At 49.8% G+C, this 22,601-nt stretch carries 23 protein-coding genes; 13 read left to right on the plus strand and 10 right to left on the minus strand.

Annotation, left to right across the window (positions count from 1 at the left end; translation table 11 throughout):
• Window positions 1-4 precede the first annotated feature (4 nt).
• From hemA to FCL47_RS03035, 6 genes are all read right to left on the minus strand, one after another.
• Window positions 5-1,294: a glutamyl-tRNA reductase gene (gene hemA, locus FCL47_RS03010; RefSeq protein WP_136811960.1), complete on the minus strand. Its 1,290-nt coding sequence runs from the start codon at window positions 1,292-1,294 to the stop codon at window positions 5-7.
• A complete protein-coding gene (gene ccsB, locus FCL47_RS03015) occupies window positions 1,284-2,111 on the minus strand; it encodes a c-type cytochrome biogenesis protein CcsB (RefSeq protein ID WP_136811961.1) in 828 nt (275 codons plus the stop codon). The genes hemA and ccsB overlap by 11 nt, the downstream gene beginning before the upstream one ends.
• A gap of 72 nt (window positions 2,112-2,183) precedes the next feature.
• Window positions 2,184-2,855, minus strand: coding sequence for a bifunctional precorrin-2 dehydrogenase/sirohydrochlorin ferrochelatase (locus FCL47_RS03020; RefSeq protein WP_136811962.1), 672 nt, complete (start codon window positions 2,853-2,855; stop codon window positions 2,184-2,186).
• An 81-nt stretch (window positions 2,856-2,936) separates the two neighbouring features.
• Entirely contained in the window at window positions 2,937-3,632 is a 696-nt protein-coding gene (locus FCL47_RS03025) for a methyltransferase (RefSeq protein ID WP_136811963.1), read from the minus strand.
• 115 nt (window positions 3,633-3,747) lie between these two features.
• Window positions 3,748-3,954, minus strand: a complete 207-nt coding sequence (extJ, locus tag FCL47_RS03030) for a selenite/tellurite reduction operon protein ExtJ (protein WP_136811964.1) — start codon at window positions 3,952-3,954, stop codon at window positions 3,748-3,750.
• Window positions 3,955-4,081: 127 nt separating this feature from the next.
• On the minus strand, window positions 4,082-4,582 hold the full coding sequence (locus tag FCL47_RS03035) for a TlpA disulfide reductase family protein (protein WP_167496338.1): 501 nt from the start codon (window positions 4,580-4,582) through the stop codon (window positions 4,082-4,084).
• A gap of 194 nt (window positions 4,583-4,776) precedes the next feature.
• On the opposite strand from FCL47_RS03035, the gene FCL47_RS03040 reads away from it, so the two are divergent.
• Genes FCL47_RS03040 through recO form a run of 3 tightly spaced genes read left to right on the plus strand, consistent with a single transcriptional unit; the run spans window position 4,777 to window position 7,323 of the window.
• Complete coding sequence (locus tag FCL47_RS03040) at window positions 4,777-5,790, plus strand: peptidylprolyl isomerase (RefSeq protein WP_136811966.1); 1,014 nt, start codon at window positions 4,777-4,779, stop codon at window positions 5,788-5,790.
• 33 nt (window positions 5,791-5,823) lie between these two features.
• A complete protein-coding gene (locus FCL47_RS03045; protein WP_167496339.1) occupies window positions 5,824-6,555 on the plus strand; it encodes a helix-turn-helix transcriptional regulator in 732 nt (243 codons plus the stop codon).
• Between the two features lie 6 nt (window positions 6,556-6,561).
• Window positions 6,562-7,323 (plus strand): DNA repair protein RecO, encoded by a 762-nt coding sequence (recO, locus tag FCL47_RS03050; protein ID WP_136811968.1) that lies wholly within the window; start codon window positions 6,562-6,564, stop codon window positions 7,321-7,323.
• 19 nt (window positions 7,324-7,342) lie between these two features.
• Here the strand turns inward: recO and FCL47_RS03055 are convergent, their stop codons facing one another.
• Both FCL47_RS03055 and FCL47_RS03060 read right to left on the minus strand, forming a co-directional pair.
• Complete coding sequence (locus FCL47_RS03055) at window positions 7,343-8,272, minus strand: biotin--[acetyl-CoA-carboxylase] ligase (RefSeq protein ID WP_136811969.1); 930 nt, start codon at window positions 8,270-8,272, stop codon at window positions 7,343-7,345.
• A gap of 218 nt (window positions 8,273-8,490) precedes the next feature.
• Entirely contained in the window at window positions 8,491-9,147 is a 657-nt protein-coding gene (locus FCL47_RS03060) for a hypothetical protein (RefSeq protein ID WP_136811970.1), read from the minus strand.
• A gap of 259 nt (window positions 9,148-9,406) precedes the next feature.
• On the opposite strand from FCL47_RS03060, the gene FCL47_RS03065 reads away from it, so the two are divergent.
• The 9 genes from FCL47_RS03065 to FCL47_RS03105 all read left to right on the plus strand — a co-directional run bounded on the left by FCL47_RS03065 (window position 9,407) and on the right by FCL47_RS03105 (window position 17,382).
• Window positions 9,407-11,665, plus strand: coding sequence for a YdbH domain-containing protein (locus FCL47_RS03065; RefSeq protein WP_136811971.1), 2,259 nt, complete (start codon window positions 9,407-9,409; stop codon window positions 11,663-11,665).
• 16 nt (window positions 11,666-11,681) lie between these two features.
• Window positions 11,682-11,864, plus strand: coding sequence for a YnbE family lipoprotein (locus tag FCL47_RS03070; RefSeq protein WP_167496353.1), 183 nt, complete (start codon window positions 11,682-11,684; stop codon window positions 11,862-11,864).
• Window positions 11,865-11,887: 23 nt separating this feature from the next.
• Window positions 11,888-12,262 (plus strand): YdbL family protein, encoded by a 375-nt coding sequence (locus FCL47_RS03075; RefSeq protein ID WP_136811973.1) that lies wholly within the window; start codon window positions 11,888-11,890, stop codon window positions 12,260-12,262.
• Window positions 12,263-12,284: 22 nt separating this feature from the next.
• A complete protein-coding gene (gene cmoA, locus FCL47_RS03080; protein WP_136811974.1) occupies window positions 12,285-13,022 on the plus strand; it encodes a carboxy-S-adenosyl-L-methionine synthase CmoA in 738 nt (245 codons plus the stop codon).
• Window positions 12,980-13,999 carry a tRNA 5-methoxyuridine(34)/uridine 5-oxyacetic acid(34) synthase CmoB gene (cmoB, locus tag FCL47_RS03085; RefSeq protein WP_240744111.1) on the plus strand — a complete coding sequence of 340 codons (1,020 nt, stop codon included), beginning with the start codon at window positions 12,980-12,982 and terminating at the stop codon, window positions 13,997-13,999. The genes cmoA and cmoB overlap by 43 nt, the downstream gene beginning before the upstream one ends.
• Before the next feature lie 104 nt (window positions 14,000-14,103).
• On the plus strand, window positions 14,104-14,649 hold the full coding sequence (locus tag FCL47_RS03090; RefSeq protein WP_136811975.1) for a hypothetical protein: 546 nt from the start codon (window positions 14,104-14,106) through the stop codon (window positions 14,647-14,649).
• Between the two features lie 285 nt (window positions 14,650-14,934).
• Window positions 14,935-15,531 (plus strand): rhodanese-like domain-containing protein, encoded by a 597-nt coding sequence (locus FCL47_RS03095; RefSeq protein ID WP_136811976.1) that lies wholly within the window; start codon window positions 14,935-14,937, stop codon window positions 15,529-15,531.
• A 3-nt stretch (window positions 15,532-15,534) separates the two neighbouring features.
• Entirely contained in the window at window positions 15,535-16,290 is a 756-nt protein-coding gene (locus FCL47_RS03100) for a rhodanese-like domain-containing protein (protein ID WP_136811977.1), read from the plus strand.
• Between the two features lie 237 nt (window positions 16,291-16,527).
• Window positions 16,528-17,382, plus strand: a complete 855-nt coding sequence (locus FCL47_RS03105) for a rhomboid family intramembrane serine protease (RefSeq protein ID WP_136811978.1) — start codon at window positions 16,528-16,530, stop codon at window positions 17,380-17,382.
• Between the two features lie 136 nt (window positions 17,383-17,518).
• Here FCL47_RS03105 and FCL47_RS03110 read toward each other — a convergent pair whose 3' ends face one another.
• Both FCL47_RS03110 and FCL47_RS03115 read right to left on the minus strand, forming a co-directional pair.
• A complete protein-coding gene (locus tag FCL47_RS03110; protein WP_136811979.1) occupies window positions 17,519-19,426 on the minus strand; it encodes a biotin/lipoyl-containing protein in 1,908 nt (635 codons plus the stop codon).
• A gap of 146 nt (window positions 19,427-19,572) precedes the next feature.
• A complete protein-coding gene (locus FCL47_RS03115) occupies window positions 19,573-21,009 on the minus strand; it encodes an acetyl/propionyl/methylcrotonyl-CoA carboxylase subunit alpha (protein WP_136811980.1) in 1,437 nt (478 codons plus the stop codon).
• Between the two features lie 430 nt (window positions 21,010-21,439).
• On the opposite strand from FCL47_RS03115, the gene carA reads away from it, so the two are divergent.
• Window positions 21,440-22,561, plus strand: a complete 1,122-nt coding sequence (gene carA / locus FCL47_RS03120) for a glutamine-hydrolyzing carbamoyl-phosphate synthase small subunit (protein ID WP_136811981.1) — start codon at window positions 21,440-21,442, stop codon at window positions 22,559-22,561.
• Window positions 22,562-22,601: the final 40 nt, after the last annotated feature.

Raw genomic sequence — 22,601 nt, forward strand, 5'->3', positions numbered from 1 at the left:
CCGGCTACTGCTCGTCTTTTTTATTTTCCAGGCCAAAGAGTTCGCGAACAGTAGTTACCTTGAGATCGCTGTTGTCCCGCCCTGCACAGGATTCACTCTTCAGAAACATCAGCGGATCGTGGAGTATTTTCGTGGTAATGGCCGCGACCATTCTGGCCAGATTTTCCCGTTCGGAATCCGTCATATCGGGCATTCTCGCCAAAGTCCTGTCCAACTCCAACTGCCCTATCTCATCCATTTTTTTCTTTAAGGCCTGGATGGTCGGCGTCACCGCCAAGCCATTGAACCATCGCTCAAACTTCAGCGTCTCCTCATCGACAATACGAGCCGCCTTCACTGCCTCTTTATCCCGTTCCGATTTATTTATCTGGACGACATTGCTTAAATCGTCAATATCGTACAGATAGACATTTTCCAGCTCATTTAACCCGGGATCGAGATCCCTCGGGACGGCGATATCGATAAAGAACAGCGGCCGATTCATCCTCGCCCGCATAACCGATTTGACTGCATCTTTGCGCAGGATGATCTCTGTAGCCCCAGTAGAGCTGATAATAATATCAACGTGTTTCAGTTGTGCCACCAGCTCTTCCATGGACACGGCACTGCCATTAAAGCGCTGGGCCAGAGCAACTGCCCGGGCCAGAGTTCGATTAGCGACGGTGACCGACCCCACTCCCTGGCCGACCAGATGTTCTGCGGCCAGCTCAGCCATCTCCCCCGCCCCGATCAGCAGAACTTTTTTATCACTCAGATTGCCAAATATTTTTTTGGCAAGTTGTACGGCGGCATAGCTTATGGAAACGGCGTGGGAACCAATAGCCGTTTCCGTGCGGACTCTTTTCGCCACGGAAAAAGACTTATGGATCAGTTTGTTAAGCAGTGGCCCGGTGCAGCCGAAGTGGGCAGCATGCCGATAGGCTTGCTTCAACTGTCCGAGTATCTGCGCCTCTCCGACCACCATTGAATCGAGACTGGCGGCAACCATGAACAAATGATGTACCGCCTCCCTGTCGTGCAGAATATAGAGATATTGACTACTCTCTTCCCGGGTAACCGTATCACCAAAAAGAAAATCGACAATCGCGTCTTTTACGGAATTGCCGGCCTCGGTCACCAGCAATAACTCAACCCGGTTGCAGGTAGACAGAAGATAATATTCCCGCAATCCGGTAATGTTTTTCATTGCCGCAAGCGGCTGTTCATAGCCGTCGGCAAGAGCAATTTTCTCGCGTATTTCGACCGGCGTGGTTTTATGATTTACCCCAAGGAGCATTATCTTATCACTTGGCATAACTATGCACCCCTCCAAGCAGATACGGAACGCCCCACAGGGTAAAAATGACCGCGGCAAATCCGACGATGGCCATTACCGCCGCCCTTTTCCCCCGCCATCCCACGGTAAACCGCTGATGCAGCTGGACCAGATATAAAAACCAGGTAATCAGCGACCAGGTCTCCTTGGGATCCCACTGCCAGTAGGTGCCCCACGCCTGTCGTGCCCAGATTGATCCTGTCACGATCCCTAAGGTTAAAAAAACAAAGCCTGCGGTCAAGCAATGATTATTCAGTTGATCAAGGGCATCAAGAGAAGGAAAACGGGCAAAAAAATAACCGAATTTTTTGCTTTTCAGTTCCCGCTCCTGCAACAGATACATAAGCCCGCCGCAGAACGCCAGGGACAAAAAGCCGTAGGCAATAATGGAAACGCCGGCATGAACAGGCAGCCATGCGCTCTGCAGCGCAGGCACCAGCGGACTGAAATCCCTTTGCGAAAAAGAAGCAATCAATAATTGGCAGAAAATGAGTATCGAAACAAAGGTGCCAAAATTTTTGACGGTATACCGCCACCTAAAAGAAAGATAGGCCCAGGTCGTGGCCCAGGCAAAAAAGGCTACGGCTTCGTGCTGTGACGTTATCGGGGTATGGCCGGCCAGAACAAAACGCGAACCTATATAGAGTGTCTGGACCACCCCCGAAACAAGCAGGATCATCCGCGCTAATTTGCGTATTTTATTATTCTGGCTGACAAAAAAAACCAGATACGCTGCAGCGGCAGTGAAAGTTATGCCCAGGGCCGACTGAAAAAGGAGGTAGTTTATTTCTTCCATGGGTATCCTTGCATGATGAATTACTGCCCAACCGTTCACGCGTTCATTGTCTTTGCGATCAATTGATCGAAATCACTCTTCGACAATTTTTTTCATGAGCTCCACCGCATCGGCCTCGGCGGGTAACTCCCGAAGAAGCATCATCTGCAGTTCAAACCAATTGCCATTAAGCACCAGTTCAACAATTCCCTGCTGCAGTAATCTGCGAAAAAGTTCGCTGTTGCTATCGGAATCATCATCCAGACCGATAATTTTTTCTCGAATCAAGGCCAGGAGCTCAACGACAATAGCGTACTCCGGAACTATTTCTTTTTCCATCTGCTGTCTTATTTTTTTTGCCAGCGCCGGACTGCTTCCCTCCGTGGAAACGGTCACCAGCATTTTTCCCCGTCGAAAATGTGCCGGCACATGAAAATGACTGTGCAGGGGATCATCGGCACTGTTCAAAAGTACCGCATTTTTTGCGGCCTCCCTGGCGACCAGAAGCTGCACATCGGGGTTGTCTGTTGCCGCGAAAACCAGAAATGCCCCTCGCAAATCACCTTCAGCGAAGCCTCTTTCGAACCACTCGATCTCGTTTTTTTTGATGATCGCATCTAATTCCGGGGTAATTTCCGGACTGATTATCCGGATTCTGGCATCACAAACCAAGAGACTCTTCGTTTTACGTAAAGCGACGACGCCTCCCCCAACCACCAGGCACAGTTTGTCGGTAATATTTAAATTGACAGGATATAAAGACATGGGCTTACCAGGGATAAGAATAGCGTACTGGCTTTTACTCAGTTAGTGCGGAGCCATTGTGCTCATGGCGGGCAAAAATAATCAGTTTATTTTGTGTCGTAACCGGTTGATAATGATTGCTATCTTTTTACCATCCCGCTTGATGACCTGTTCCTTCGTGCCAATGGCAAAATCTTTCTGGGCAAGTTGGAGAAATTTAGGCAGACTCTGTCTTTTCGCATCATGGGCCAGGTATATTTCCCCATCAGCTTTCAGATACGTTTTAAATACATTCAATAATGGCTGAAAAAATTCATCTCGAAAAAGAATTTCTGCACCAGCCAGCACATCGAATGGTTCCATCTGGGGCGGATTCAACCAGTCCAGATGGGCAAACTGCACATCTTTGAGTCCGGAGGCGGCAGCGCTCACTTTCTGAAAATCCATTATTATGTCTTCATAATCGCTGATGGTGACAGCAAAGCCGGCGGCGGCAGCGGCAAGCCCGGGAGCCCCGAGGCCGGCACCAAGTTCCAAAAGTGTCCTGCCGGCAGCCCGAGGTTGCGAACCGAGGACATATGCCAGAATCATCGCGGCATCCCAGAGACGGATCCAAAAGGGAAACTGCGAAACATCGGAAAAAGGGTTTTTCCCATCTAAAAATTCTTCCAGATCAGCTATTTTGAGCAGACGGATCTGCTTTTCGCCAAATCGAAGTCGATCGAAAGTCAAAGTGTATTTTTGACGAATACGGTTGTAAATCTCCCGTTCGGCGTCCGGAAGAGTGCGAATATCCATAGCTGGGGCCTTCGTGAGGTGCAATACCTGCGTTTTAGAATAGGGTAGAAAAAAAATGGGCCAGCTGATCCGAAATCAGCCGACCCACAATACTTAAAGAGCAACGCTCTGTCAATTAGCAACCCTCAACAGCACCTTTCTTGGAAGGGGATACTTTGACTTTGTCACCAGGAGCCAGTTTAGCGGCGTCTTCACAGGTCATGGTCACTTTGGTCCCATCAACCGCATCGACAGTACATTTAAGCTTCGCAGCAAAACCAAGACCTGCTGTGGAGAGGGCAAAAACCAAAGCCATTGCAAAAGCTACCATTTTCTTATTCATTGTAATTCTCCTTTATTTTGTGGTTACCGATCGGAGCCAAGCTCCACTAAATTATATCCGACAAACAATCACAGCTATAACACTAGACACTCTATTTCATTTATTAATGAAATGCAACTGAAACCAATCAGTTGAGCAGGCCCCGGATATCTTTTTCAAGAATATCATGCTGGATATATCCGGTGTACTTTTTGACCACATTACCGGATTTATTAACTAAAAATGCAACTGGAATACCGTACACCCCACCGAAATCAATTGTCGTCTGCGCCTCAGCCAGTAAAACCGGATAGGTGATATCCTGCTTCTCAATAAATTTTGCCACGACTGCCGCACCCTGTTGATCTACCGATAAGCCCACCACCGAAAATCCTGCACCCTCCAGTTCATTGTGTAATTTTCTCAGAACAGGAACTTCTTCTGCGCACGGTGGACACCACGTTGCAAAAAAGGTGAGCAGCAGTACCTTGCCCTGAAATGAATCCGATTTTATTATCTTACCGTCCCGCACACTCTCCAGGGCAAAAGTCGGCATTCTGGTCGATGCCTCGGACGCCACAGTCATGAGTACCGTCAAGCAGAACAGTACACACAATACTGTCGCATGGAACAACTTCTTTTTTTTCATATAATCCGCTCCCGGAGAGATTTCAAAATTGCTGTGCTTATGATATACTGTTGTGAGAAAATATTCCATATTAATTGAAAGTCAACCAACTGCAGAGAAAGATGGCATCTCAACAATAAATTATGTAAAGTCGCACAGACCAGGTAAACACAACTCCCTTCTCCCCATACTTTATTTTTCAATTCAGGGTCTTTATGAAACTATGTACTTATCGGTGGAATCGACATTATTTCCGCGTCTTACTGCCTGTTTTATGTGCCTTTCTGCTCATCCCCTTTTACCTTTCAGCTGAAGTTGTCGATAAAGTAGTTGCCGTAATTAACGACGAGGTCATTACCCTCTCTGAGCTCGAGGATGAAACAAACGGCATTTTCAAGTCCATCACCAAGGAAAATCCAGGGGCGCCCGTCGCCGAGGCTTTAAAGCAGGCACGGGAAATTGCCCTTAACAGCATGATTGAACGCCGCCTTATCCAGCAAAAGGCCAAAAAATACAAGGTCAGCGTGACGGATGAAGATGTCAATGCCGCTTATGAAAAGATGCGCACGGGCATGTCTCTCGACCCCACCGAATTCAGGCACAAACTTGAACTTTCCGGCCTGACGGAAGAATCATACCGGAACAAGCTGAAAGTCCAGATTCTGCAAAGCAGACTCCTCAGTTTTGACGTGCGGTCAAAAATAATCGTCACCGATGAGATGATTCGTGATTATTACGATAAGAAGTATACTTCAAGAGTGGACAAAGGCAGTTATTACCTACTGCAGATTGGCTTAAGCTGGCCCAAAAATGATGACCCGGACAAACTGGCCGCCGCCAAAAAAGAAACCAGGGATAAAATCGAACGTGTGTACAATTTGGCCAAAAGCGGTCAGGATTTCAAAGCCCTGGCTAAAAAATTTTCCGACCTTCCGTCCGCCAGTGAAGGCGGCGATATAGGGGTGTTCACCATTGACGAGATGGCCCGGAGCATGCGTGACGCGGTCGGCGCTCTGCAACCGGACGAAATAAGCGAGATAGTCGAAACTCCTTCCGGTTACCAGTTCTTCAAACTCCTTTCCGGCGATAAAAACGCCACCGTCGCTACCTCTTCTTTTGAAGCGGTTAAAGAAGAAATTCGGGAAGAGCTGTTCGAAGAAAAGTTAAAAGTTGCCTATACTGAATGGGTAAAAAAACTTAAACAAGAAGCATATATTAAAAAACTATAAATTCTCATGCCAAAAATTTATCAGGAAAAGGTTATGTCGCCTCACGGCTCTGAACATGACTACACTGGCCTCGGGGAATATCTCCATACAACAAGAATCAACCTTGGTTTAGACCTGGCGGCCATAGCTGGAGAAACCAAAATATCCGCGAGAAGTCTCCAGGCCATGGAAGAAAACAACTTTGCCGCGCTGCCGGCGGAAGCTTTTGCACGTGGTTTGTACAGTCTGTACGCGCAGACTCTTTCCCTCGACTGCCGGGAAATACTGCAGATGTATATGCAGCAGAAGCCACAGCAGGGCAAGTCGGGAAACCTGCCAACAATACCAGCGACGAAGCTGGCACAGGAAGTAGGAAACATGGCGGAGCGTCCCACATTCATGCCATTTTCTTTTTTTGGCCTGATACTGCTCGTGCTGCTCCTGTTTGGTTGTTTTCTCTGCTGGTATTTTTCCTGGAATCCGGCCACGTATCTCAGTCAGAAGTTGCGCAGCCTGGAGGAACCGCAGCGTATTGAACAGATGTCCGCAAGCACCGCTGTTCCAGATATAGTCAGACCCGGCTCGAGAACCGGGGCAATGTCCAGACCGCGGTCAAACCGTTTGAATATATTCAGTCTTTCTTATCCAACGACGGCAACCGCTTCCGTTGGCGAGGAGATAAGCAGGGCGCCACTCCCGCCGCCACAGGAGGGAAGTAATTATTACACCAATACTGAATTCAGCGAGGATACTTCGGATAGCCGTTATGAACGTCTGCTGCAATAAGCCGCAGTGGTAGAGTCCAGGCAAACCGATGCTGTTGTCTTAAATTGCATAGAACATGGCGAGTCTGATGTAATCGTCACCCTGTTTTGCCAGGATGTTGGTCGCCTGAGCGCAATAGCCAAAGGTGCTAAAAAAAGCAAAAAACGTTTCGTCAACAAACTTGAGCTGTTCAGTTTTCTCCACATAACATACCAGCAGAAAGCCAACAGGTCATTGGCTTTTCTCGCCGAAGCCGATCTGCATACAGGTTTTCTGCACATTCGGCAAAACCTGGAATTATACAGTATCGCCTCGGCAATACGGGAATTTTTGCTGATCGGAATTCGCGAGAATGAACCGGATATTTCGATTTTCCGACTCTGCTTATGGGCTCTGCATAACCTTGATCAGAAACAACCACCGCTGACTGTACTCAGTCTCTTTCTCATCCGCTTCTTCGACTCTGTCGGATACCGCCCGGATTTACAGAATTGCGCCCGCTGCAGCTCACAGGTAACCAATGACAACCGGTACAGTTTTGACGCCAGCAACGGGCGGATCGTCTGTTCCGCCTGCAGTCCTCACCTGCTGCAGAAAATTCCCCTGTCCCACGGTACGATCAAAATTCTGCGATCAGCCCAGGATCAGCCGATCGAACGTTTGCATCGCCTGAAGATGTCCGGCAGTATCCTTTACGAGGCAATCTCTCTTCTGCAGAGTTATGGCAATCAGTTGTTTCAGCGGGACATGGCTTCGTGGAAGATGGTGCGGAAATTTCTCAAAAAATAAGCCGAACGACAGCTGCGACTCAGGGCTGCAGATAGCGGATTTCCCCGCTGTATTCCGTCTTCTTATAACCGTCCTCCAAAAGCAGGACAAGGCCGCCATCGTCATCGACGCCCAACACCTCTGCCTGGTAATCAGGGGCGGTCATCACATCAAAACCGTATACCACTTTTTTGCCGACGGAATCGGAACAGGCCTGCCATCTCTGCAACAGCATATGCCTGCCGTCACGTCCGGAAAAACGTCCACCTTTCAGTCCTTTGGCCTCCTCATGGTAGAGCAGACCGAAATTCCAGGCCAGCCGGGCAAGAAATAAGGATGTGAAGTCCGGGAGATTAATTTTTTCATCAAGAACCTGTTTAAGAGAGACTGACGAATCGACCAGGTCGGCGGGAAACAAACAGTTATTGGCATTGATACCGAATCCAACCAGGGTAAACTCTTCTCCATGCACCGGTTCGGTATAGGTCTCAACCAGAAAACCGGCGAGCTTTTTCCCGTCGACCAGGACATCGTTCACCCAGCGCAAGGTCGCCTGTTCCACGCCGACCTCGCGCACAGCCTCGCAGCAGGCGAGACCAGTGGCAAGAGAAATGAAACTTCGGGATTGCGGCAGAAAAGTATTCGCATGGATCATACATCCCCACACTCCACCCGGAGGAGCAAACCAGTTTCTGGTAAACCTTCCCTTCGACTGGGTCATCGTGTCCGCCAGAATCACGGTCCCGCTGGCCATGGAGCTGCCGGCGCGAACAGTTTTCTCAATCAGGCTGCGGGCATGATCCATTGCCCGCGGCAATGAATCATGGCTGTTAATCACCGAACCGATAAATGCGCCATACCGGCCAACCGCCTGCGCATCAACCGGACTGCCGGCAACATCCGCCTCCCTCGCCAGCATCTCCTGCAAACGTTGATAAACCGCTTCAGGGGTCGGGTTATTTTCTATCATGATCGAAATGAGTTAAGAATACAGACCGCCATTGGAAAAACCTCCAGGCGATGATAGCTCAATAGATAAGCGTAGACTTCGAGAAACGTCCAATGCGAACGAGGTGTAAGCTTATCCAATCATTCCGACGTTCTCAAGTACGTCGGAATGATAGTGACATTCACAACAACGAAGAAGAGGAAGATTTCTATGCCCTTTGGGTAGTTTTTACAACACCATCAATGATCAGTGTCCCAGTCCGCCTTAACCCGGGTGATAATTTTCTGAATGATCGGCAGCTTCTCCGGGGCGCAGATGCCGATCAGCGGTTCGCCCTGGGCAACCGAAACACCCTGCTTAAAATAGATGGAATGAATAACTCCCCGTGGCCCTTGATAATATACCGGCGTATCACGTTTCATCAGGGACATGGTCAGGATCTCCTCCCCCTGATCAATGGTTACAGCCCGGGCACCTTTTTTATCGATACGGGATTGAATATCCATGGCAAAAAAGTATTTTGCCGATTCGGGGGCGGGAAAGAGCAGGAGCACTTCTTTTAAAATATTTTCAATAATCTCTTTCTTTTTCAAAGGATGCTTAATGGTCAGAAGCTTTTCGCCCGCCTCAACAAACTGACCGTCAAGCTCGGAATGGATCTTTGCTACCGTGCCATTGGTTCGGGCGGCAATTATTTTCGGATTCCGTTCCCTGTTGATTTCATACAATTGGGTGCCCGGAACCTGCAGCCATTCACCACTGGGAGCGTTTACCTCTTCACCTTCCACAACCTTGAATGTAACCCGGCCAGTATGCACGGCAAAAACATCAACATAGTCAAAAGGGTCCGATTTGTATTTACTGAGCAGTTCGTCAAAATCTATTTCGTTAGACATACCAACAACCTATTTTTCTTTATCTGAGCAGACCGGAAAGATGATGACCAGTCCGAAATACCGCCGATTAATTATGCAAGTCTTGAGCAATACGTTTATAATGGCTGAAAAGAGACAAGGCAAGGCTAATATTAGATGACGTCTTAAAAAGCTCGATCTCCTTCGCTGTACCCCGGGGACACTTCCAGAAGGGCGAAGTTTTTCTTTAACCGTCATTCATTGTTCATTCATAGTAGTAAAAAAACAATTCGCAAAGTTAATGAAAAAAAGATCCCGCCTTTTGCTTACCCTTCCAATTTTGCTAGTGCTGGGATGCGGCTTTTTTTTCCTGCTTCTGCCCTCTCTGCTGAATCTTTACCTCTTCCCCCGCCTCTTGGCCGACCTCCCCTTCACAGAAAAAGAACTGAGCCTCTACAGTATCACCCCCTGGAAAGCAAGTGGTGTCCTGACCCTGGCCAACCCCGATCAACCAGGCGTCTCCGTACCCCGATTCGAACTGACCTACACCCCCGGCTCCCTCGCCCGTGGCAAAATTGACGGCCTGCTCCTTGATTCGGCGGCACTTCACCTGGTCATGCAGGATGGACATCCGGTCATCCGCGGCCTGTCAGGACACGATACGCCGGCAGGAACGCAAAGCAATCGAAACGACAATTCCACCGCCATTCTTCTGCCTCTGGCAGTTGAGACAGTTATCTTGAAAAACTGTACTCTTACTCTGCAGCAAGAGCAACAGGAACCCCGCCGGATCATGGTTGATGGCCGCTTTGACCTCGGTTTTCTGGAAAGCCCCCGCAACAGCAGACTCCTGGCAACCGCAACAGGGCAGATAGTAACGGAAGGCGACCTGGCAATGACGGGTGCAATCGACCTGCATGCACTGGATACCGGATATGAAGCAACCGTGACCTTCTCCCGGTTGCAGTTCAAGCAGGACGACTTTATTTTTGCAACCAATGCAACCGAACGGCCGATTTCGCTCCGCATAACAGGAAACCGGGAAAAAGCCCGTTATACCCTGGCCAATATTGTCCTTTCCAAACCGGAAAAGGCGACTCTCAGCATAACCGGCGAGATAGAAGCAGCCAAAGGCACCTTTCGCGGCATCGGCCAAATTTTCTTTCCCCGGACAAAATCGGCCGTTTCTGTACATCTTAACGGTGAAAAGAGGCAATCCCAAACCATTATCAACTATGCACTCGCCGGCGAGGCGATGACGACCGCAGAAGCTTTTTCCCTCAGTCCTTATACCGCAGAGGGAAACATTACTGTCGAAGGCGGCACGCTGGCAGTACAACTGAACGGGAAGATCCCCGAAATCACCCTCAAAAAAAGCAGGACAACGCTGACGGGACTTTCATTCCAACTGCCACTGCAATGGCCTCCTCCCCGGCAGACCGGCACCGCGGGAATTGTTAAAATCGAGCAGATAGGCTACCAGAACAAAAGCAGCGGCACCTTGCAGGCAAAAATTTCTCAGTCGCCTCAAGGTGTTTCAGCCTCCACTCTGTTGACCACGCCTTTTGTACCGGGGCTGCAGCTCGTCTGCGAGGGGTCGGCGCAGATGACCGGACAGCTGGCCGCTCACTGCCGCATCCCGGCCACAAAAATCGATTCGACCACTCTACCGCGCTTTCTATCTCTTCCAGACAAGCTGTCTTTTACCGGTAAACTTACCGCGGACGGTGTCTTTGGTTTAACCGATGCAGTGCCTACTGGAAAAATCACCGTAGAATTCAATAACGGCACCTTGAAACAGGGCAAGAACAAGCTTTCGAATATCAATCTATCCGTCGTTTTTCCCCACCTGCCGCTACTGCAAAGCGCTCCGGGCCAGCTTTGCACCATCGGAACTGCCGATTTCGGCAAGATAAGGCTTTCGGAAGGACGCATACATTTTCGCGTCGAAGACGAGCAAGCGGTTTTCCTGGAAAAGATACGCCTGAGCTGGTGCGGCGGCAAAGTGGAGACGGGCAGTTTTTCCCTGGCAAAGAATATGAAAGAGCTGGAGACAACGCTGTATTGCGACCGGCTGGGCTTCACCGAACTGCTTGCCCAGTTCGGCATCGACAAAGCAGAAGGTCAGGGGTCGCTCAATGGCCGGCTGCCCATGGTAATCAGCCGGCAGGGAGTCAAATTTGACGACGGATTTCTGTTTTCCACACCCGGCAATAGTGGTATAGTCCGCTTCAATGACACCAGGCAGCTCCGCCAGGGGATACCGGATATAAATAAAAGCTCCTATCTTGATTATTCCATGGAAGCCCTGACTAATTTCTCGTACAACTGGACGAAACTTACTTTTAACAGCCGGGACAAGGATCTGTTGATAACCATGCAACTTGATGGTAAACCAGCCGAGCCGTTACCGTTCGGTTATAAAAACGGCCAGCTTGTTCCAAGCGATAAAGGTCCCGGGCTGCAGCATCCGATCCGGCTGGATGTGAATTTTCGCCTCCCCATGCATGATTTATTTCAATATGGCACAAGCATCCAATCGATGCTGGAGAAGATGTAATATGACACTTTTAAAAATGACTATCGTCTTCAGCTTCCTCTGGGCTGGCCTCCTCGCGAACTCTGGCTGCACCAGGCATGAGGTTGAAGTAAAACCGCTGGAAATCAAACCAATTCACATTACCATCGATGTCAACGTCAAGGTCGACAGAGCCCTTGATGATTTCTTCGGCGATCTGGATAAAGCAAAGCGTGAGTAATTTCTCATTAATTGAGGTGTGAGATGCATAAAAATCTGTTTTTTTCCTCCTTTCTGTTTGTGTTTATTGCCTGCATGCTGTTTATAGTGTCATCCGTCCATTCCGCCGATATCAAAGAACGAATGGCCGGACGAATACCCGCTATTGACGCCCTGAAAGACCAGGGAATTATTGGTGAAAACAGCAAAGGCTTTCTTGAATATCGCACCGCCAGCAAACCGCAGCAGCAGCTCGTTGCCGACGAGAACAGCGACCGTGCCCTGGTCTACGAAGCCATTTCCAGGCAACAGGGTGCCCCGGTGGCCCTGGTAGGAGAACGGCGGGCAAAGATGATCGTGGAAAATGGCCGGGCCGGCCAGTGGTTTCAGAAAACAGACGGCACCTGGTATAAAAAATAGCACGCTACATGGAATCTGGCAGATGACCGGCAGGGCAAGGGATACACTCTTTAATATTAAAACCGTCGAAGAAGATTTTGCATTTAATGAACGGGTCGTCGAGGTCTTTGACGACATGCTTGATCGGTCGATCCCCTTCTACCGGCAGATCATTGATGGTCAGGCACAGCTGCTCGACGACTTTCTGGAACCCGGCGACACGGTTTACGACCTCGGCTGTTCTACCGGGACGACCATGCTCGAGCTCGCCCGCCTGCTGGAACCGAAAAAATTGCAGTTCATCGGCATAGACAACTCCCTGCCTATGCTCGATAAAGCCCGGCTGAAGGCAGAACTGTACAGAAAGCAGCAAATCCTGTCTTTTGTCAATGAGGACATCACCGAATTCGACCACCCGAATGCCGGCTGCATCATTCTCAACTATACCATGCAATTTATTCGCCCCCTGCAGCGGGAAGGGTTTCTCCAGCGACTTTTCCACAACCTGCGCCCCGGCGGGATCATGCTGATCAGCGAGAAAGTGATCAACCACGATCGACGGCTCAATCGTGCCTTTATCGACATATACCACCAGTACAAAAAAAACCGCGGCTATTCCGAACTGGAAATTGCCAGAAAACGTGAAGCCCTGGAAAATGTGCTGATCCCTTTTTCCATTAAAGAGAATAAAACGATGCTGAAAAAAAGTGGTTTCGTATCGGTCGAGACCTACTTCCAGTGGTTCAATTTTTCCTCTTTTATCGCAATCAAACCAGCCTGACCCAGATTTTCAAGATGAATTACCTCGAACTGCTGCCCGCTTCGGCGCATACCGATGCCATCCTCTGTGAACACACCAAACGCCAGAAATGGGTTCAGCAAGAAAAAAAAGGTTTTCTGCGCTACCGCAACCCTTATCTGCAGCTTGCCAACTACCCGGCCAGACATGTCGATTGCAGCGGGGAAACTGTTATCATCGGCCGGCCGGACGAAATATCCGGTCTCCAGCGGCAGCAGCTGACCAAACACCTTCGGGCCTTCATGCCCTGGCGCAAAGGCCCCTTTTCCGTATTCGGCATAGATATTGACGCCGAATGGCGCAGTGAAAAAAAATGGCAGAGAGTCCTGCCGGAACTTCCCGATCTCAAAGGGAAAGTGATTGCCGATATCGGTTGCAACAACGGCTATTATATGTTTCGCATGGCCGCCGCAGGACCCCGGCTGGTCCTTGGTTTTGAACCATCGGTGCAACACTATTATTGTTTCAAGGCCCTGAACAGTATGGCCGGCAAATCGGAACTGGAGATAGACCTGCTCGGCATAGAACACCTGAGCCTCTTCGAACGTTGCTTTGATGTCGTTTTCCTCATGGGAATAATTTACCATCGTCCATCACCCATCGATACCCTTCGCGATATTCATTTGGCCCTGCAGCCCGGCGGAACCCTGATTGTCGAATCACAGGCCATTCCCGGCGAGGAACCATTCGCTCTGTTTCCCGAAGAAACCTACGCCAAGGTACCGGGCACTTACTTCGTCCCGACCGGCAGCTGCCTGTGCAACTGGATGAAAAAAGCCGGATTTATCGATGTCAAACTCTTCTGCACCCATCCGATGTCGGATCAGGAACAGCGCCGAACGGACTGGATGCACTTTGAATCATTCACCGATTATATCGATACTGACAAGCCGCACTTAACGGTAGAAGGATATCCCGCCCCCTGCCGCATTTTTGCCAAAGGCAGAAAAAAAATATGACCGAGCCCCCTCAAAATAACAGGAAATGTTGCCTTTCCTGGCAACTATGAGTACATTGCAACGGAACTGAAATTCACCCTTTTCCCGACTAAAGGAGTCATTCAATGGATTTGTCAAAGTACACTTTATACAGCAGCGGCCTCAAAGGAGCCGAAGCCACTTTCGCTGAAATAGCGGAGCAAACCGGTATCACCGATGTCGTCTACTCTTTTGACGGACACAAACTCACCAGGGAAAAAAATGTTGTTATCCTGAATAAAGAGCAACTGGAACGGGGTGACATCAGCATGGAACTCGCTTCCCGCATGCTCAACCGTACCTATTACGAAACCGAAAAGATTCGCAAGGTCCTGCAGACTATTTTCCATATGGTCAACAGCGGTCACCAGGTTTTTGTCATAGGTGCAATTCAAGAAGATGGATCCGTCAAAGGCGGCACCGGCTGGGCGGTGGAACTTGCCAAAATGTTTAACCGGCCGCTGCATGTTTTCGACCAGCCCCAGAAAAAATGGTTCACCTGGAAGGCCGGATGGCAGGAAGATTCCCCCCGTATCGAGTATGATACCTTTGTCGGCAGCGGCACCCGGTATCTGAGCGATGCCGGACGAGAAGCAATCGAAAAACTGTTCCTCGACTCATTTTCCAAATAGCGGTCCTGCTTCCCTTACGGGGCTCTACCTTTACCGGTTCGTCGCCCCGTAAGCCAATGTCTCTCCCTCCTCTTCTCTGCTGTTTATCCCTGTTATTTCAATTGCGCAGCAGCCATACTCCGTCGTTATCCTGCAGAAGGCCCGGCAAGGAAATTTCTTGCTTTTTCATTAGTGCCACATTAACATTACATTGAATAATTAAACAGAAGCACATTTCCCTCAACTTACCGCTCGGGTTGAGATCGCCGACCCCTGACAGGGTTACTTCAACAGAAGAGGAGAACCATGAAAAAAACAGTACTAAAGCTTGGACTCAGCGCCCTGCTGGTAACCAATGTGATTTTTGCAAGCGATGCAGTCCCCGGTGTGAACGGAGTCGCTTTTGCGGCTGATACCGCAAAAGCTGTGAAAACAACCGAAGCCCAAAGCGTCAAAGGGATGATCTCCAACATCTCGCAAAAAGCGAAAACCGTCGCTCTTACCAAGAGTGACCAGAGCTTTTTCCTGTTAAAATTCACCGATGAAACCGAACTGAAAGGAATTGCCTCCGCCAAAGAGCTCAAAGAAGGAGAGGCAATCATCGTCAAGTACACGGTTGTCAACGGCGAAAACATCGCCACCTCCATGGAAAAAGCTGTTTTCAAACTGCCGGCAGGCATTAAAGAGATTAAAACCGAAGAACTGGCCGATCTGCTTGCAAACGGGAAAAAGGATCTGGTTGTCATCGATGCGCGGCCTGCGATCAAATACGATGAAAGTCATATCCGGGGCGCTGTTTCCATCCCTTATTCAAAACTCGTTAAAATGGGCGACGACGGTGCAAAACTCCTGGAAAAATATAAGGACAAACATCTGGTCTTTTATTGTGGCGGCTCTACCTGAACCATGAGTCCAAAATCCGCCGGTCTGGCGGCTAAATGGGGTCATAAAAATCTTCTCGTCTATGTTGATGGTCTTCCTGCCTGGAAAAAAGCAGGCAAACACATGGTACCTTCGGTGGATTATGTCGCTCACGGCAATATTGTCCTGATTGATGTCCGCAGCACGGCCGAGGTAGAAAAAGGGCATATCCCCAGATCCTATTCTATCCCCTTGGCCAATCTTGAGGATGCCGAAGATGCCTTGCCGCAGGGGCGGGGAGCTCCTGTCTATATTATTTCCGACAAAGATGCGGAGATCGATGCCGCGCGCAAGATGATCGCCGAATGGGGCTATAAAAACACTATCGGTTATTATGGCGCATTTGAGGCCTGGAAGGATGCAGGAAAAACATTGCAGAAAGGGCCGGCACTGACGGCAACCGACGATACGCCAATCACCTGGCAAAGAAATCTCGGTCCCGGCGAGATCAGCATTACTGATTTCACCAAATCGCTGAATTCAGAACTCATCCGGGTGATCGATGCGCGGACACCGGCAGAATACGAATCAGGCCACTTCCCCGGAGCCATCTCCATTCCACTCGAGCAGATGAAGGCGAGGATGGCGGAAATTCCCAAAGACAAATTTATTGTCGTCCACTGTATGACCGGAGGACGGGGAGAAATTGGTTATCGAATGCTTAAGGAAGCTGGCTACGCTGTCAAATTTCTCAACGCGGAATGCCAGTGTTACAGCACCGGTGAATATGAAATCTGGTAAGTAGACGCACGAGCTGGTCACCACCACTCAGCAACGGCCCGAAGACAGGTTAACGTCTTCGGGCCGTTTTATTTTTCCGATGCATAACACAGTTGCAGTTGTGCCAGTTTTTTTGCCTATCAATTGCCAAAGACACGTTTTGAGAAGATTATCATCGGTAAAGTAGTATAGTATTGCGTGGTACATCCAGTGAGAAACTCCCCCAAGAACTATTGAACATCGACTGACAAAAGAACAATGGCCAACAACAATCAAAAAAATTCCCTGCTCTGTCCCGGCTGTCGCAAGCTCATCAGCCGTTCAGAGCCTGTCTGTCCCTTTTGCGGATTGACCAGACCGGCATCGAGATTTAAAAACAATATTTTTGTTGCCGGGATCACCAATGGCGACCAGTTGATTAAAATCATAATCGCCGCCAATATCATCATGTTTATCCTGTCGATCATCATCGACCCGCGACGGGGGAGTCTCAATATGAGCCCCTTCAGCTTCCTGTCTCCAAGTAATCAGAGCCTGCTGGTGCTTGGCTCGACCGGCACCGTACCGGTGCTGCAATTGCACCGCTGGTGGTCGCTGCTGGCAGCCAATTACCTGCACGGTGGATTGCTGCATATCGTGTTCAACATGCTGGCCTTTCGTCAACTGGCACCTCTGGTCATCCAGGAATTCGGCATCAACAGGACAATCACCCTGTACACCCTTGGTGGGGTTGGAGGTTTCGTCCTCTCCACTCTGGCCGGTGTGTATTTTACCATCGGGGCATCGGCTGCTCTCTGCAGCCTCATCGGCGCGCTGCTGTATTATGGGAAAAGCCGGGGGGGGATTTATGGGCAGAATATTTTCAGCCAGGTCGGTGGCTGGGCCATAGGTATCGGTATTTTTGGATTTCTTGTTCCGGGAATCAATAATTGGGGCCATGGCGGCGGTATGCTTGCCGGAGCGGTGCTTGGCTATCTGCTCGGCTACCAAGAGAAAAAACGGGAAATGTTCCGTGACAAGGTTTTAGCCATGGTCTGCCTGGGAGCAACGGGGCTGATTCTCCTCTGGTCCTGCCTGAACGGGGTATTATTTCTTTTCTTAAGATTTTATTGAGTAGCGGGACTCAAGAGAGTCCTACGCTGTTCGGAGAGATCCGAGACCGTGCAGATTATTTCCTTGTTTTGTTTATTAAGAAAATAATCTGCCCCCAGCATGTCAGTAAACCTGCAGCAGTCCGCTCCCTGCCGGCTTATTCGTTCCGATCAATTTTAAGAATTTTACCACCGGGTTTCAAGGCGTCGCCTTTTTTGGCGTAGATTCCCGTTACAATGCCTTCTATTTCACTCAGAACAGGGGTCTGCATCTTCATCGCCTCCATGATGGCCACCCTGTCGCCAACCAGTATCTCCTGCCCTTCAACGACCGATATCTCGACAATTTTCCCGGAGAAAGGCGACCTGACATCTCCGGCCTTGGCCAGGTCAAGAATCTCTTCCTTATTGAGCTCCTGGGCTGCTCCTGCGGGTCCTTCGGCCTTTTTCGTTTTAAAATTATATATCGACTGGTGGTGGTCAACGATGAGATAGACGCTGGCTTCACCGGTATCATTCATGGGCGACGGCCCGATCTCCACCATGTGTTCTTTGCCGTGATAATCCCTGAAGGAAAGATTTTCGCCAATCTCAAACCCGCCCCGGCGGAAGAAAATCGATGGCGGCAACACATGGGCCTGGCCGTAGTTATGTTCAAATTTAAAGAATTCTGCGGCATCATTTGGATGCTGCAGATACAGAACGAGCTGTTCATCGGTAGGTTCAGTGCCTATCTGTTCGGCCAGACTGTATCGTTCATGGGCCAGGTCCATATCGGCTATTTTCTCCACCCCTCCCTCTTCTTTAAGGACAGTGCGCCAATCGTCGCCAAGAACCTTTGCATAAATCCATTCCTCTGGTTCATAAAACGGGAAAGGCCCATATTTCCCAAGCAGAAGATTACGCAAATCCCCGGATGGATTACCGTAACGTTCGCCATCGAGAACATTGGCCACAGCTGTCGTCCAGAGGATCTGCGACCCCGGTGTCACCGACCAGTAATTGCCCAGCTCCTTTTGTACCCGGGGCAGTTCTTTATGGAGAATTTCAGGCATTCTGTCGAGAAATCCGCCTTTCGCCGCCTGCTCAAGACTCGAGCCCATGGCGCCGCCCGGCAATTTATGGATCTGCACCGTCGGCTGAAACCCTTTAATCTGCGACTCGAACTGCTCGTAATACTGCCGCTGATCACGGATGACTTCCGAGGTTTCAATGACGGCATCTTCCTCCAGTCCAACCGCCTCAAAGCCAAATTCCTTCAGGGTCTGAACCACGGTGAGCACCGGCGGCGGGCCATAGAAACCGGTAAAGGCGAAATCGGCGCCATCGACTATCGACGCGCCGTTTTTCACCGCCTCGACAATCCTGCCGACATCGTTGCCGTCAGTATTGTGACCGTGATAATGGATCGGAACGTCCGGATATTTCTGCTTTAAGGCATCCACCAGCTCGCCTATCCGCGTCGGAGTGCCCAGCCCGCCATGATTCTTTATGCACAGCGTAATATCTCGACCGGTCACATCGATCAATTCCCCGGCTTTTGCGACATAATATGCATTAGTATGTTCAGGCCCGGTCGAAAAACAGAGGCAGGGTTCATTGAGTTTTCCAGCCTTGCCCACCTCTTCAAACACCGCATGCATATTGGGCACATGGTTGAGAAAATCAAAGGTTCGCCAGACATCGACGTACTTGGCAAACTCACGGACCGTAAAACGGATGACATTTTGCGGATAGGGGCGATACCCGAACAGGTTTACTCCGCGGCAGAGCGTTTGAAACATGGTCTTCGGCATGTGTTCCCGAAGTTTCTTCAATTTCAGAAAGGGATCCACCTGCTTGCGCAGCATATCCACATGGATGGACGCACCTCCGGTAATTTCCAGCGAAAAATAACCGGCCTTGTCGCGGCTTTCGGCCGCCATCAGGTCGGTATGCAGGAGAATCCGGTTTTTAAAATCCGACTGCGACAGATCCCGTGCGGTATTGGTGATATAATAACCTTTGGTTTTTCGCAGTGTTTCAACAATTGTATGAGCAGGAGTTCCCTGGTTAATTCGTGTCATATTTGATCACCTGATGGCGTCGTGAAAATTCTTCACCTTCTTCGTTGCCGCACTATGAAGCTTTTTACTCAGCCATCTTGAAATATAGGTTTTTATTAAAACATCGATCTGTCATAAATATTTTACCGCACTCTCCCCATGCCAATCTACGCAGCATACGGATTTTCTTTGGCATAATGTATTTCGGCAATAAGTCTGGCCAGTTTGCCGACCTCACTGGTATCCTCGTCGTAATAGAAAATATGGGGATGCGTCTCTATATAGGAAGTATCAAAATCACCGTTGACGAAATCCTTCTCCCTGGCGATGTTTTCATAGAACGGGATTGTCGTTTTCGGCCCCCTGATAGCAAAATTCTGCAGGCAGCGCTTCAGTCGTCCCACCGTTTCATCCCAGGTAAAGCCATGCACCGTCAGCTTGACCAGCAAGGAATCGTAGACCTCAGGTATGATATAGCCCTGGTAGACAAAGCCATCGAGTCGAACGCCAAAACCACCGGTTGACCGATAGACCGAGACTTTTTTCCCGCCTTCCGGCATGAAGTCATTTTTCGGGTCTTCGGCATTTATCCGCACTTCGATAGCATGACCGCGAATCTGCACGTCTTCTTGTGAAAAGGACAGCGGTTTACCAAAGGCGATATTGATCTGGTTACGGACAATATCGATCCCCGTGATCATCTCGGTGACCGTATGCTCCACCTGTACCCGGGTATTGATCTCCATAAAGTAGTAATTCTGATCCTTATCGATCAGAAACTCCACGGTTCCGGCATTCAGATAATTTGCTGCCTTGGCCGCCCGAACCGCCGTTTCGCAGATTTCGTCGAGCAGTTTTTGATTTTTGATCATTGACGGGGCAATCTCAATGAGTTTCTGATTCCGCCGCTGAATGGAACAGTCCCGGGTGCCAAGATGAACGGTCTTGCCCTGGCTGTCAGCCAGGATCTGTACTTCAACATGTTTCGGGTTGATGACCACCTTCTCTAGGTACACCGAATCGTCGTTGAAGGCGGCCAGGGCTTCGGCGCGGGCGACCGGAATCTGCTCTTTCATCTGGGCGTCCGACTCGATTCGCCGAATTCCACGCCCTCCCCCGCCGGAGGTTGCTTTCAACATGATCGGATAGCCGTATTGTGCGGCAAAGGCCAGGGCTTCGCTGATCCCTTCTTTACCCTGTTTCAGATTGGTAGTTCCCGGAACCATGGGAATACCGGCCTCGGCCATTATTTTTCTGGCAATAACTTTATTGCCGAGATTGGATATGACCTCGGTTGTCGGACCGATAAAGACAAGTCCTGCGGCCGCGCAGGCCTTGGCAAAAAACGGGTTTTCCGCCAGAAAGCCGTAGCCTGGATGTATCGCACAGGCCTCGGACCGCTTCGCCGCCCGGATGATTTTTTCAATATTCAGATAATCGCATCGGGGTCCATCCCCCAGCAGAATCGCCTCGTCGGCAATGCGAATATGACGTGACATTTCATCCGGCGTCTCATAAACGGCAACCGCCTCATGCCCCAGTTCCTGAATGGCCCTGATAATACGAATAGCGATCTCACCACGATTTGCGACAAGTATTTTCATTTCGAATAGAACTCCTTCTATCGTGCAATTTCCGGCTCTGCGGAAGTTAATACAGTCAGGTCTGGCACCTGGATTCTCTTCCCTGAATGAAAAGAGTTTCACCTGCTAATATAAATCTTGCAGATTTTAAGCAGTGACTCTCGCCAATGCAATCAATAATATTTTCATACAGTTCATTCCATACGAAGTTTTTTGAAGGAACAGCATTGCAGCAATCCGCGGTAGAACAGGCGTCCTTGCAGGGAGCGCGAAGCTGCAAACCGTTTAAAGTTGACGAAACTGACTGAATTAAGTTATATATTGTGGTTTTGTCTGCGTGTTGCCTAAGAAGAGACCGCAAACAGCATAATCTGATGTATTCCTCCACTCATTCTGAAAAAGCCATAAAGTTACCACGACGAACATCGGCACTCATAAAGGAAAGACGGCCATGAAAGCACTTATCGCCCTGGAAGACGGGACCATCTTTGCAGGGCACTCATTTACCGGCCATGGTGAGGCGATCGGCGAGATTGTTTTTAACACCTCCCTGAGCGGGTATCAGGAAATCCTTACTGATCCGTCCTATACCGGGCAGATCGTCACCATGACCTATCCGCTGATCGGCAACTATGGTGTCAATCCTGAAGACATGGAATCAGCGGCCATACACCCTATGGCTTTTCTGGTAAAAGAGTACAATCCTTATCCTTCCAATTACCGCTCAACCCAGACACTTGCCGATTTTCTCCAGCAATACGGTGTACTTGGTGTTGAAGGATTTGACACCAGAGCGCTTGTCAGGCATATCCGCACCAAAGGTGCAATGAAGGGTATCGTCTCGACCCGTGACATGAACCATGAATCCCTGATTAAAAGGGCCAAGGAATGGCCGGGGCTCATCGGTCAGGATATGGTGCAGCGGGTGACCTGCCGGGAACCTTACGGCTGGGCCGACAATCGTCCGGTACCGGGGACTGATTTTTCCACCGCCCAGAGTGGCATGGACAATCCTTTCAAGGTGGTGGCCTTTGATTTCGGCATTAAATACAACCAGCTTCGCCTGTTGACCCAAAAAGGCTGCCGGGTCCAGGTTGTCCCGGCTACCACCAGCGCCGAAACGGTTCTGGCCATGAACCCGGACGGCATTTTTCTGTCCAACGGTCCCGGCGACCCCGAGGGCGTTGAAGGGGTGGTCGATACGATCAAATCCCTGCTGGGAAAGAAACCCATCTTTGGCATCTGCCTTGGCCATCAGATGCTCGGCCTCGCCTACGGCGGTTCGGCGTATAAACTGAAATTTGGTCATCGGGGCGGCAATCAGCCGGTAAAAGATCTTACCACCGGCCATGTGGAGATTACTGCCCAAAACCACGGCTTTTGTATCGATCCAACAAGTCTCCCTGAAGATGCCGTGGAAGTCACACATATCAATCTCAACGACAACAGCCTGGAAGGCATGCGCCATAGGAAATATCCGGCTTTCTCGGTGCAATATCATCCCGAATACGCCCCGGGCCCCCATGACGCCATCTATCTGTTTGACCGTTTTCTGGCCATGATGCGCAGGTAGACACATACCACCGACCAAATCTCCACATATCATCACCCGG

The sequence above is a fragment of the Desulfopila sp. IMCC35006 genome, from assembly GCF_005116645.1.
In the GTDB taxonomy this organism is placed as follows: domain Bacteria; phylum Desulfobacterota; class Desulfobulbia; order Desulfobulbales; family Desulfocapsaceae; genus Desulforhopalus_A.